This is a genomic window from Micromonospora sp. NPDC049171 (genome assembly GCF_040648275.1).
In the GTDB taxonomy this organism is placed as follows: Bacteria; Actinomycetota; Actinomycetes; order Mycobacteriales; family Micromonosporaceae; genus Micromonospora.
Map to the genome: position 1 here is coordinate 226,137 of NZ_JBEZDJ010000012.1, position 12,335 is coordinate 238,471.

Genomic DNA, 12,335 nt, shown 5'->3' on the forward strand with positions numbered 1-12,335 from the left:
AGGTTCGACGTCAGGGTCGAACGTGACCGTACGCAGTCGACCGCTTGCGCGCCGGACGACCAGCAGCCTTCGCGATGGCCCGCAACTGCTCCTCGGTACGCGCGGAACCGTTGTCGGAGCCGGCCATCCGGGAGATGGTCTCCTCCATCAGCGTGCCGCCCAGGTCGTTGCATCCACCCTGGAGCATCGCCACCGTGCCCTCGTCGCCGAGCTTCACCCAGGAGCACTGGATGTTGTCGATCCGACCGTGCAGCAGCAGCCGGGACATGGCGTGCACCACCCGGTTCTCCCGCCAGGTCGGCCCGGGCCGGGCGATGCCAGCCAGATAGATCGGAGCATTGGTGTGCACGAACGGCAGCGCCACGAACTCGGTGAACCCACCGGTGCGGTCCTGCACACCGGCCAGCACCCGGTAGTGCGCCAGCCACTGCCCGGGGTGGTCGACGTGGCCGTACATCATCGTGGAGCTGGACCGGATGCCCAGCTCATGGGCCGTGCTGACCACGTCGACCCAGGCGGCGGCCGGGAGTTTGCCCTTGGTCAGCACCCAGCGCACGTCGTCGTCGAGGATCTCGGCGGCGGTGCCCGGGATGGTGTCCAGCCCGGCCTCGCGCAGCTGGAGCAACCAGTCACGCACCGGCACCCCGGCCTTCGCGGCGGCGGTGACGATCTCCATGGGCGAGAACGCGTGCACGTGCATGTCGGGCACCCGGGCCTTGATCGCGCGCACGATGTCGGCGTACCCGGTGACCGGCATCTTCGGGTCGATGCCGCCCTGCAGGCACACCTCGCTGGCACCGGCCGCCCACGCCTGCTCGGCCCGGTCGGCGACCTGGTCGACGGAGAGCCGGTACGCGTCGGCGTCCCGCTCACGCTGCGCGAACGCACAGAACCGGCAGCCCACGTAACAGACGTTGCTGAAGTTGATGTTGCGGTTGACCACGTAGGTCACGTCGTCGCCGACCGCGTCCCGGCGCACGTCGTCGGCGAGCCGGCACAGCTCGTCGAGGGCTGGCCCGTCCGCGCCGAACAGCGCCAGCGCGGCGTCACCGTGCCGGGGGTCGAGCAGCGCCGCCGGGTCGTCGGCGGCCAACCGCAGCCCGGCCGCCAGGTCACGGTCCGCGCCACTGCCGGCCGCCACCGGGGGTACGCCCGCCCGACGCGCCGTCGCCTCCGGGGTGACCTTGCCGGCAACCTCGGACCAGTCGCCGTAGACGCTGTCGAAGTCGCCCCGCCGGTCCTCGGTGCGGCCGGTGGTGTCGATGGTGGCGTGCAGGTCGACCCGCCCGCCGAACACCTCCTCCGGCTCCTGCCAGGGTCGCCCCTGCGGCAGCGCCGACTCGACAGCCATGCCCGTCGCCGGGTCGGCCAACGCGGTCACGTGCGGCAACAGCCGTGGGTCGAGCCACGGGTCGCCGGCGCGCACGTACTCGGGGTAGATCGTCAGCCGCTCCCGCAGCGTGAACCCGGCCAACTTGGTGTGCCGGGCCAGCTCCTCGATCTGCGGCCACGGGCGTTCCGGGTTGACGTGGTCCGGGGTGAGCGGCGAGACGCCACCCCAGTCGTCGATGCCGGCGCGCAGCAGCAGGTCGTACTCGCCGGCGATGAGGTTCGGCGGGGCCTGGATGCGGGCCTTCGGGCCGAGCAGCAGCCGGGCCACCGCCACCGTGGCGGCCAGGTCGTGCAGCTCCGCGTCGGGCATGCCACGCATCGCCGTGTCCGGCTTGGCGCGGAAGTTCTGCACGATCACCTCCTGGAGGTGCCCGTACTCCCGGTGGGCGCGACGGATCGCGAAGAGCGCGTCCACCCGCTCGGCCGGCGTCTCGCCGATGCCGATCAGGATGCCGGTGGTGAACGGCACCCCCACCCGGCCCGCGTCCTCCAGGACCCGCAGCCGCACCGCCGGCTCCTTGTCCGGTGAGCCGTAGTGCGGGCCGCCCGGCTCCGACCAGAGCCGCGTCGCGGTCGTCTCCAACATCATGCCCATGCTCGGCGCGACCGGCTTGAGCCGTTGCAACTCCGACCAGGACAGCACACCGGGGTTGAGGTGCGGCAGCAGCCCGGTCTCCTCCAACACCGCGACCGCACAGGCCCGCAGGTAGTCCAGTGTGGAGTCGTAGCCGCGCTCGTCCAACCAGCTCCGGGCCGCCGGCCAGCGCTCCTCCGGCCGGTCACCGAGCGTGAAGAGGGCCTCCTTGCACCCCTGGGCGGCGCCGGCCCGCGCGATGGCGAGCACCTCGTCGCGATCCAGGAACGGCGCCGGCAGCCGGTGCGGCACCGTGGCGAACGTGCAGTAGTGGCAGCGGTCCCGGCAGAGCCGGGTCAGCGGGATGAAGACCTTCTTCGAGTACGTGACCACGCCCGGCCGCCCGGCGTCACGCAGCCCGGCGTCACGAATGCCACCGGCCACCCGGAGCAGCTCGTCGAGCGCGTCACCACGGGCGGACAGCAGCGCGGTCGCCTCGTCGACGTCCAGCGCCCGCCCGGTCGCGGCCCGGCCCAGGGCCCGTCGCACGCTAGCGTCGCTCGGGCCGGATTGGGTGCGATCAACCATCCGCTCAGCCTATGCGCAGCGCGAGCCCGCCCGACCGACCAGTGCCGGACCGTGAGAAACGGCCCACCTGGGTTCCCCGTGCGCACGGTGCTCAGCTGAGGCGACCCTGCCCAGCGCCAGCCGGCCTCGGCTCCCCTGAGCGCGATGATCAGGTGATGAAAAGTAGGTGTGAGGACCGATGCCGACCTACTTTTCATCACCTGATCATGAGGTCATCACCCCGCAGACCGACTCAGCGCGGCTGGTCGGGGCGCTCGCCGGGCGTGATGTGCTGGGTACGGTCGTCGTCCGGATTGGCGGGCCGGGGAATCGCCTGCGTCGGGTCGGCCGACGGGCGCGGAATCGCCTGGGTCGGTTCGGCCGACGGACGCGGAATCGCCTCGGTCGAGTCCGCCGACGGGCGCGGAATCGCCTGGGTCGGGTCCGCCGACGGACGCGGAATCGCCTCGGTCAGGTCCGCCGACGGGCGCGGAATCGCCTGGGTCGGGTCCGCCGACGGCGGCTGCCCGAACGGCGGCGCGGCGGGCGACGGCGGGGCCGAGCGCGGGAACGGCGGCGCGGACTGCGGGTGCGGCGGGGCCGACTGTGGGAACGGGGGCGCCGACTGCGGGGCCTGGAACGGCGGCGCGGACTGCGGGTGGGACGGGGCCGACGGTGGGGCCTGGAACGGTGGGGACGGCTGGGCGTACTGGCCCGGAGCGGGCCACCCGCCCTGCGGCTGGCCACCGGGCTGCCCCGGAGACGGCCAACCACCCTGCTGCTGCGGCCAGCCTGCCTGCGGTTGGCCGTAGACGCCCGGTTGGGGCTTGGGCCGCGGCACGTAGTAGCGGGCACGCCAGACGGTGTAGACCACCCAGGCGGCAACCGCGAAGATCACCATCCAGGCGATCTGGTCGAGCACACCGAGGAGTGCGTCGAGCACCCTGGCATCGGCCAGGCGGCCCACCGTCGAGATCAGCAGGGTCAGCGTGCCGATCACCGCGCTGGCCGCGTACTCACCGAGGGCCACCTGCGTGATCAGCTTGGCCTTCGGCACCACCGGCGAGATGTGCGTGGCCAGCAGTACGGCCAGCAGCGGGAGGACCACCGCCTCCAGCCCGACGAACCTGTCGAAGGCGTCGCCCGCACGTTCGGTGAAGGAGCCGTTCGGGGCGATCAACCGGAGCAGGCCCACGAAGAGGAACACGGCATTGGCGCCGAGCAACGCGAGCGCGGCGAGTTCGCGTAGTGGCTTGGTCAGCTGACGGGCCTGCGTCGCGTCGGAGGACGCGGGCTCGGCGGGGCTGGTCACGAGCTCCCCCTCGGGGCCGGATCGGACAGGGCGCACGTGAGCCTAGTCTCCTGGGTCAGCGGCGGACCGGAGGCGTCACGTGCGCGAGGATGGTCGACATGCACATCGTGGTTCTGGCCGGCGGGATCGGCGGCGCCCGGTTCCTGCTCGGCGTCCGGGCGTACGCCCGCGAGGTCGGCGCGGACGTGACTGCCGTGGTCAACGTCGGCGACGACCTGTGGCTGCACGGGTTGAAGATCTGCCCCGACCTGGACAGCGTCATGTACACGCTCGGCGGCGGCGCGGACCCGGAGCGGGGTTGGGGCCGGGTCGGCGAGAGTTGGACGGTCAAGGGCGAGTTGGCCGCGTACGGGGCACAGCCGGACTGGTTCGGCCTCGGCGACAAGGACATCGCCACCCACCTGGTCAGGAGCACCATGCTCAACGGCGGTTACCCGTTGAGCACGGTCACCGAGGCGCTGTCCACCCGCTGGGAGCCGGGCGTACGTCTGCTGCCGGCCACCGACGACCGCCTGGAGACGCACGCTGTCGTGAGCGGGAGGAGTGGGCTTGCGAGCCCCGCACTCGCGAACAGCGCCAGCACCATCGAGGACGAGCAGGGTCAGCGGGCGATCCACTTCCAGGAGTGGTGGGTACGCTACCGGGCTGACATCCGCACCCACCGCTTCGTCTTCGTCGGTGCGGAGACGGCGAAGCCGGCACCCGGTGTGCTGGACGCGATCGGCTCCGCCGACCTGGTGTTGGTCGCCCCCAGCAATCCGGTGGTGAGCGTCGCGCCGGTGCTGGCCGTACCCGGGCTGCGGGAGGCTGTGGCGGACGGCCCGGCGCCGGTGGTGGGCGTCTCGCCGATCATCGCCGGTGCTCCGGTGCGGGGGATGGCCGACCGCTGTCTCGAAGTGCTGGGTGTCGAGTGCAGCGCCGCCGGGGTGGGCCGCCTCTACGGGGGCCGGTCGGAGGGCGGCCTGCTCGATGGCTGGCTGGTCGCCGAGGAGGACGCCGACACTGTGGTGCCCGGGGTGACGGTCCGCGCGGTGCCGCTGCGGATGACCGACGAGGCGGCGACGGCGGCCATGGTCCGCGCCGCGGTGGAGTTGACGTGAGGCTGGAGATCCTGCCGGTGCTCGGCATCGGTCACGTGACCGAGGGTGACGACCTGGCCGCGATGATCGCGACCGCGGCACCGTGGCTGCGCAACGGAGACGTGCTGGTGGTCACCAGCAAGATCGTCTCGAAGTCGGAGGGACGGCTGGTCGACGTCCCGGCGGACGGGCCCGAGCGGCTGGCCGCACGGGACGAGGTCCTGGCCGGTGAGACCGCCCGGGTGGTCGCCAGTCGGGGGCCGACCCGGATCGTGCAGACCCATCACGGTTTCGTGATGGCGTCGGCGGGGATCGACGCGTCGAACGTGGACAAGACCCAGCTGGTGCTGCTGCCGGTCGACCCGGACGCATCGGCACGGGCGCTTCGCGACGCGTTGCGGGAGCGCTACGACCTGGACGTGGCCGTGATCGTCAGTGACACCATGGGCCGGCCCTGGCGCAACGGGCTCACCGACGTGGCGCTGGGCGTGGCCGGGATGCCGGCCATCCGCGACCACCGGGGCGAGGTCGACCCGTACGGCAACGAGCTTCAGTTGACCCAGATGGCCGTGGTGGACGAGCTGGCGGGTGCCGGCGAGCTGATCAAGGGCAAGTGCGATCAGGTCCCCGTCGCGGTCGTGCGCGGCTACCTCGCCGCCCCGACCCCGGACGACGCCGGCGGCGCGCGGGCGCTGATCCGCGACGCCGCGCAGGATCTCTTCGCGCTCGGTACCGCCGAGGCCCGCGCCGCCGGGCTCGCCGACGCCGCCACCCTGGGCGACGGTCCCGGCCCCTCGCCGGCCGACCTGACCGCGGTGCGACGGGCGATCGACGCGGTCGCCGAGGTGGTCGCCCCCGGCACGGTCTTCACCCTGGTCGACGAGGCCGAGGTACGCGCCGGACTGGTCGCCGAGATGCCCGGGTGGCCGGACGGGGCCACCCTGCTGCTCGGCTCGGCCCCGACCCCCGTCGACCCGATCGGCCTGGTGCGCTTCGGCGCCGACCTGCACCGACTGCGCGTCGCCCTGGCCGCCCAGGGCGTCGGCTCGACCCTGTTGCCGCCGCCCCCCGGCAGCCCGGCGAGCGCCGCGCTCGCGCTCTGACAGACGGCCGTTTCACCCGGCCCGGCGAGCGCCGCGCTCGCGCTCTGGCAGACGGCCGTTTCACCCGGCCCGGCGAGCGCCGCGCCCGCGCTGTGGGAGACGGCCGGGTCACCCGGCCGGCCCGGTGGCCGGTGGCGGGTCAGGCGTCCAGCATGGCCCGGCCGAGCGGAGTCAGCGTGTGCAGCACACTGTTGCGGTCCCGGTGGCTGACCAGCAGGCCGGCGTTGCGCAGCACCGTGGCATGTTGGCTCGCCGCCGCCGGTGAGATGTTGAGTTGGCGGGCGACCTCACCGGTGGTGCAGCCCTCGTCGCTGGCCTCCAACACCGCCGCCCTGGTGCGGCCGAGCAGCGCGGCGAGCGACTCACGGGCAGCAGCGGACCGGGTCGACCCGGTGTCGTCGACCGACAGCAGCCCGCCGAGGCGGTCCACCCGGTAGACCAGCACCGGCGGCAGGGCCGGGTCGAGCAGGGCGACAGGTGTGTCCGCACAGAAGAACGACGGCACCAGCAGCAGCCCTCGGCCGTCGAGGTGCAGCTCCCGGCTGTGCGGGTAGTTGCGGACCTCAAGCACCCCACCGTCCCAGCGCATGGCCGGTCGGAGGCTGGTGAGCAGGCTCTCGACACCGCCGTCGAGCAACGCCCTGGCCCGGCGGGCCCGGTCCGCCGCGACTGCCGCCTGAATGCGGCTCCAGTAGGGGTTGATCGCCAATGATCGATACTGCACCATCGAGTCCGCGAGGTGGTGCAGCACCGCCACCTCACCCCGGGCCAGCGCGGCGGCAGAGGGTGGCAGCTGGTTCTCGGCGGCGAGCACGCTCAGGTCTCGCCGGAGCATCCCGGTCGGGGTGCTGCGGAGCGCATCCAGCCCGGCCTCGATGCCGTCGACACTGGCGTACGGGGTGAGGAAGTCGGGAAAGTAGCCGCGCGGCGGGCTCAGCGCGAAGAGCAACCGGAGCTGCTCGGAGGCGACGTCCTGACGCAGCCCCTGAGACACCGTGCGCCGCCAGTGTGCCGTCAACGGGTCGCGGTTGCGGCTCTGTAACGCGTGCAGGCTGAGGACCAGCTCCCAGACCGGGTCCGCCGCCGGCGCCACCCGAGTCCGGAGGATGTCCTCCCCGGAAAAGTGGATCTTCAGCATGGAGCGCTCCAGTGTCGCCAGCAGGGGGATGCCGGGTGACCGTTCGACTCTACCCGGCCGGCACTAATCTCCATCTTTAAGCCTGGACTGAAAAACCTCGACGCCGCCGGAGCGTTTCGCCATGCTTCCAGTGCCCGAACACCGCGCCGGTGCGTCCTCGACGTGCCGGCCCGAGGGCACCGGGCCCGGGGAGGCCCCGGTGATCGGGCGGCACCACGAGGGTCTGCGGCCCTTGCTCCGCAGAGGTGCCGTCCGGTCATCCCGCCCCAGCGTCACCCATCCGACTCAACCGGCCCAGAGCGCGACCCGGTGATCCTCGTCGGTGACGTAGAACGGTCGCCCGTCCAGCTCGGCCAGCCCCTCCACGTGGTGGAACGGCGCCAGGTCCACCACCGACTCCCCGACCAGCCGAAACGCGTCGTCCGACCCCTCGCGCGGCAGCCGGAAGCGGACCTGCCGAGACGTGACGTCACCGCCGCCCGGATGGTCGTCGAGCAGCACGGATCCCTTGCCCAGCGCGTCGATCGAGCCGATCACGGCCGCGTACCCGCCGTCCGACGTCGGGGTGATCGCACGGAACCCGGTCAGCTTTCCCGCAGGGGTGACCCCGGTCAACGCGTACGCGCGCAACGCCCGCGGCCACGCCGGCTGCGCCGTGAACATGTCCGGCACACCAGCCACCTCCACCAGGATCGGCTCACCGGCCTCGGTGACCGGGAACCGCAGCCCGAGCAGCACCGTCGCGTCCGGGGTGAAGGCCGCCGCCTCCACGTTCAACGGCAGGTCGTCCGGGGCCAGCCGGCTCACCCAGCGCTTCTCCCGGGCGGTCCCCCTCGCCAACGTCTCGACGATGAACCGCGCCCGCACCCGTTCCCCCGGTGGCAACAGGGTCAGCGGCGATCCGGCGAGAGCGTCGTTCACCGCCCGGTGCAGCCGGAACGAGTTCCGCACCACGTGCACCGGCACCGGGCCGGCCGCCGCGTCGTCCTCCCGGAAGCGGGCCACGAAGGCGCGCCGGGGACGCAACGGGCCAGCCTTCGAGCCGAAGTGGGAGCCGAAGACGTACACCCAACCGTCGTGGTGGGCGAGCGCCTCACCATCCTCGGTCCGCCCGTTCTCCACGCCCGCGTCCGCCCGCACGTGCTGGGACGTCCACTCGCCGTCGTCCCGTTCCAGCAGCAACACCAGGCAGCGCTCCACCGGCCCCTCATCCAGCACCGTCCAGAAGCCCCGACGCGCACCGTACGCGCGCAGCAGCGCCGCCGACCGCACCGGCAGCAGATCGCTGGCCTCGTTGCCGGCCACCACGAATTCGACGAGTCGCAGAGTCACCGCGCCAGCGTACGGAGCACACGCTCGTACAGTGACGGGGTGCCCGACACCTCACTCACCGCCCACCCGACCGACCCCGAGACCTACGCGCCGCTGCACTCCGACGCCGTCGCGCTCCTCGAAGGCTGGCAGCCCACCAGCCCGGGGGCGGCCGCGGCGAGGGACCGGACCCTCGCGTTGCTCGACGCCGGGCCGATCGCGATGAGCCGGCAACACCGCCCCGGACACATCACCGCGAGCACGCTGGTGTTGGACGCCACCGGCACCCGGGTGCTGCTCTGTCTGCACGTCAAGTTCGGGCTCTGGGTGCAGCTCGGCGGGCACTGCGAGCCGGTCGACCAGACCCTGGTGGCCGCCGCGCTCCGCGAGGCCACCGAGGAGTCCGGGATCGCCGACCTGCGCATCGACCCGGTGCCGATCGATGTCGACGTGCACGAGGTGCGCTGCCAGGGCGGCTCGCGTCACTTCGACGTCCGGTTCGTCGTGGTCGCGCCGCCCGGTGCGGTGGAGCAGATCAGCGACGAGGCCGAGGAGTTGGGCTGGTTCCCGCCGGATCAACTGCCCGAGCCGCTGGCCGGCGGGACCGCGCAACTTGTCGCACCGGCCCTCGCGGCCCTCAGACGTAGCCCTCTTCGCCTCGCGCCTTGAGCTCGTCGACCAGGGCCTTGACGCCCTGGGCCTGGTCGCGCGGGCAGACCAGCACCGCGTCCGGGGTGTCCACCACGATCAGGTCACGCAGCCCGAGGACGGCCACCAGCCGACCGGACTGCGGCACCACCACCAGGTTGGCGCTGTCCCGTAGGAGCACACCGGGCTTGGCGTCGGTGCCGAGCACCACGTTGCCCGCCTCGTCGGCCGGCAGCACCTCACCGAGGGTGTGGAAGTCGCCGACGTCGTTCCAACCGAAGTCACCCGGCACTGTCGCGACCCGACCCGCGGTGGCCGCGCCCTCCATCACCGCGTAGTCGACGGAGATCTTCGGCAGCGTCGGCCAGATCGCGCCGAGCACCTCGTCCTGCTCCGGGGTGCCCCACGCGGCGGCGATCGCGGTGACGCCAGCGTGCAACGCCGGCTGCTGGCGGGCCAGCTCGGCGAGGAAGACGTCCACCCGCCACACGAACATGCTCGCGTTCCACAGGTGCCGGCCCGAACGGACGTACGCCTCGGCCACCTCGGCGTCGGGCTTCTCCTTGAACTCGGTCACCGGCCGCCAGGGGGCGTCGTCGGTCTCCTCGCCGGTCTCCAGGTAGCCGTAGCCGGTCTCCGCGCGGGTCGGGGTGATCCCGACCGTCATCAGCATCCCCTGCTCGGCACCCCGGACCGCTTCCTGAACGGTACGGACCCAGCTCCCCGGGTCGCCGATCAGGTGGTCGGCCGCGAAGCTGCCCATCACCGCGTCCGGGTCGCGTACCGCGATCACCGCCGCGGCCAGCGCGATCGCCGCGCAGGAATCCCGTGGGGACGGCTCGACCAGGATGTTCTCCTCGGGCAGACCGGTCAGCTGCCGAGCCACCGCCGCGACGTGTGCCGCACCGGTGACCACAAGGGTCCGATCCGGTGTGGTCAGCGGCGCGAGCCGCTCCACGGTCGCCTGGAGCAGGGAGGAGCTGGTGCCGGTCAGCGGGTGGAGGAACTTGGGATGGCCGGCGCGGGACAACGGCCACAACCTCGTGCCGCTGCCACCTGCCGGAATGACCGCATAAAGCATCCGCACATCATGCCCGACGCACCTGCTGGCAGTGGCACGGGTCACCACCAGGGGCCCGGGGTCACGAACGGGCGCGACTCCAGGCGGTGATGTGCACCTCGGCGCTGGACTCCCAGGTGAACTCCTTGGCCCGGTCGAAACCGGCCTTCGCCAGCGACAACCGCCGCTGCTCGTCGTCGAGCAGCGCGGCCAGGTCGATGCCGATCTGCTCCGCGTCCTCCGAGGTGTACGCGACCGCGTCGCCGCCCACCTCGGGCAGCGAGAGGCGCGGCGTGGTCAGCACCGGGGCGGCGCACGCCATGGCCTCCAGGATCGGCAGCCCGAACCCCTCGCCGTAGGACGGATAGGCGGCGACGAGCGCACCGCCGAGGAAACCGGGCAGGTCGGCGTAGCGCAGGTAGCCGGGGCGCAGCAGACGCAGGTGCGACGGGACCTCGGCCACGGCCCGGTCGATGTCGTCGTCGTGCCCCTGGCCACCGGCGATCACCAGGGCCGGCGGGTCGACGCGGTCGGCCACCGCACGCGCCCAGCCGCGGATCAGGTTGGGCACGTTCTTCCGCGGCTCCTTGGCGCCGAGGAAGGCGACGTAGCTGCTGTTGCCCAACCCCAGTCGGGCCCGGACCCGGGCCTTCTCCTCCTCGGTGGGAGCGTGAAAGGCAGCCTGGTCGACACCGTGGTAGGCCACGTCGATCCGCGTCGGGTCGGCGTCGAGCAGCCGGATCAGCTCGTCCCGGGTGGCCTTGCTGGGCACGATCACCCGGTCGGCGCGGCGCAACGAGGTCTTGATGGCGCTGCGGAAGAACGTGCGGCGGGACTTGTCGTAGTGCTCCGGCTCGGTGAAGAACGTCGCGTCGTGCACGGTGACCGTGACCGGGCACCCGGCCCGCAGCGGGCAGGTGTAGAAGGGCGAGTGCAGCACGTCGGCACCCACCTGCTGGGCGAGCAGCGGCAGGCCGGTCTGCTCCCACGCGAGCCGGGCCGGACGGTGCGCCACGGCGGCCGGCGCCGGGATGATCTCCGCGCCGGGCAGCATCCGGGTGTAACGCTCCAGGTCGGTGCGGAGGCTGACCACCGCCAACTCCACCCCCGACCCGCACACCTTGCCGAGGGCACCGAGCAGACCATCGACATATCGACCGACACCACCACGGTCGGTGGGGACACTCGTGGCGTCGATGAGCACGCGGGGCGGGCGACCGGCGGTCACGGGGCGACTCCTTGCACTGGCGGGTCTGTGGGGAACAACACTCCGGGGGTCAAGCCTACGCCGGGGCGCGGGGGCCACGCTGACTGCGACCCGACGGTACGCCGAGTTGTCATCGACATTCAGTACGGCCCGCACTGGCGTATCGTTCGCGCCGATGGCCGACAACATTGCCCGGGTGTTCGCCGACGCGATCGCGACCGACCCGACCCGACCGTTGCTCACCTGGTACGACGATGCCAGCGGTGACCGCACCGAGCTCTCCGGCGCCACCCTGGCGAACTGGGTGGCGAAGACCGCCAACCTGCTCGTCGACGAGGTCGGCCTCGCCCCCGGCACGCCGGCCGGTGTGCTGCTGCCACCGCACTGGCAGACCGCTGCGGTGCTGCTGGGCTGCTGGTCGGCCAAGCTGAGCGTCGTCGACACACCGGGTGACGTGGACGTGCTCTTCGCCGCCGCCGACCGGCTGGACGAGGCCCAGTCCTGGCCGGCCGACGAACGCTACGCCCTCGGGTTGGCCCCGCTCGCCGTCCCGCTCCGGCAGGTGCCGCCCGGGTTCGCCGACTACGTGGTCGAGGTACGCCGGCACGGCGACCACTTCAACCCGCAGCCCGGTCCGGGCCCCACCGACGCCCACCTGCTGGCCCGCGCCGAGGCCCGCGCCACCGAGTTGGGCATCGAGCCCGGCGCTCGGGTCCTCATCGACGCCGCCCGCTACCCGGACCCGGTCGACTGGCTGCTGGCCCCCCTGACCCGGGCCGCCACCGTGGTCCTCAACGCCAACCTCGACCCAACGAAGGTGGCCAGCCGCCAGACCACCGAAAAGGTCACCCAAACCCTCCAGTAACCCCCCCACCCGCCCCGCCCCACCCACCCCGCCCCACCCACCCCGTCGATCATGGAGTTGTGGTGGGCAACTGCTGCGC

The 12,335-nt window shown here is 72.6% G+C and carries 10 protein-coding genes; 4 read left to right on the forward strand and 6 right to left on the reverse strand.

The window, feature by feature from the left end:
- Window positions 1-10 precede the first annotated feature (10 nt).
- Window positions 11-2,554, reverse strand: a complete 2,544-nt coding sequence (locus AB0B14_RS17665; protein ID WP_357071646.1) for a bifunctional FO biosynthesis protein CofGH — start codon at window positions 2,552-2,554, stop codon at window positions 11-13.
- A 232-nt stretch (window positions 2,555-2,786) separates the two neighbouring features.
- Window positions 2,787-3,845, reverse strand: coding sequence for a hypothetical protein (locus AB0B14_RS17670; RefSeq protein WP_357523006.1), 1,059 nt, complete (start codon window positions 3,843-3,845; stop codon window positions 2,787-2,789).
- Window positions 3,846-3,943: 98 nt separating this feature from the next.
- On the opposite strand from AB0B14_RS17670, the gene cofD reads away from it, so the two are divergent.
- Both cofD and AB0B14_RS17680 read left to right on the forward strand, forming a co-directional pair.
- Window positions 3,944-4,945 carry a 2-phospho-L-lactate transferase gene (cofD, locus tag AB0B14_RS17675; RefSeq protein WP_357523007.1) on the forward strand — a complete coding sequence of 334 codons (1,002 nt, stop codon included), beginning with the start codon at window positions 3,944-3,946 and terminating at the stop codon, window positions 4,943-4,945.
- A complete protein-coding gene (locus AB0B14_RS17680) occupies window positions 4,942-6,027 on the forward strand; it encodes a coenzyme F420-0:L-glutamate ligase (RefSeq protein WP_357523008.1) in 1,086 nt (361 codons plus the stop codon). The genes cofD and AB0B14_RS17680 overlap by 4 nt, the downstream gene beginning before the upstream one ends.
- 139 nt (window positions 6,028-6,166) lie before the next feature.
- Here the strand turns inward: AB0B14_RS17680 and AB0B14_RS17685 are convergent, their stop codons facing one another.
- Both AB0B14_RS17685 and AB0B14_RS17690 read right to left on the reverse strand, forming a co-directional pair.
- Window positions 6,167-7,165, reverse strand: coding sequence for a winged helix-turn-helix domain-containing protein (locus tag AB0B14_RS17685; RefSeq protein WP_357523009.1), 999 nt, complete (start codon window positions 7,163-7,165; stop codon window positions 6,167-6,169).
- A 285-nt stretch (window positions 7,166-7,450) separates the two neighbouring features.
- Window positions 7,451-8,497 carry a hypothetical protein gene (locus AB0B14_RS17690; RefSeq protein WP_357071631.1) on the reverse strand — a complete coding sequence of 349 codons (1,047 nt, stop codon included), beginning with the start codon at window positions 8,495-8,497 and terminating at the stop codon, window positions 7,451-7,453.
- Window positions 8,498-8,536: 39 nt separating this feature from the next.
- Here AB0B14_RS17690 and AB0B14_RS17695 point away from each other — a divergent pair, with 39 nt between their 5' ends.
- On the forward strand, window positions 8,537-9,145 hold the full coding sequence (locus tag AB0B14_RS17695) for an NUDIX hydrolase (RefSeq protein WP_357523010.1): 609 nt from the start codon (window positions 8,537-8,539) through the stop codon (window positions 9,143-9,145).
- Here the strand turns inward: AB0B14_RS17695 and AB0B14_RS17700 are convergent.
- Together AB0B14_RS17700 and AB0B14_RS17705 are read right to left on the reverse strand one after the other, a co-directional pair.
- On the reverse strand, window positions 9,114-10,205 hold the full coding sequence (locus AB0B14_RS17700; RefSeq protein ID WP_357071625.1) for a sugar phosphate nucleotidyltransferase: 1,092 nt from the start codon (window positions 10,203-10,205) through the stop codon (window positions 9,114-9,116). The two genes, AB0B14_RS17695 and AB0B14_RS17700, sit on opposite strands and share 32 nt — an antisense overlap.
- 61 nt (window positions 10,206-10,266) lie before the next feature.
- Entirely contained in the window at window positions 10,267-11,412 is a 1,146-nt protein-coding gene (locus AB0B14_RS17705; protein WP_357071622.1) for a glycosyltransferase family 1 protein, read from the reverse strand.
- Between the two features lie 154 nt (window positions 11,413-11,566).
- On the opposite strand from AB0B14_RS17705, the gene AB0B14_RS17710 reads away from it, so the two are divergent.
- A complete protein-coding gene (locus tag AB0B14_RS17710) occupies window positions 11,567-12,256 on the forward strand; it encodes a TIGR03089 family protein (protein ID WP_357523011.1) in 690 nt (229 codons plus the stop codon).
- Window positions 12,257-12,335: the final 79 nt, after the last annotated feature.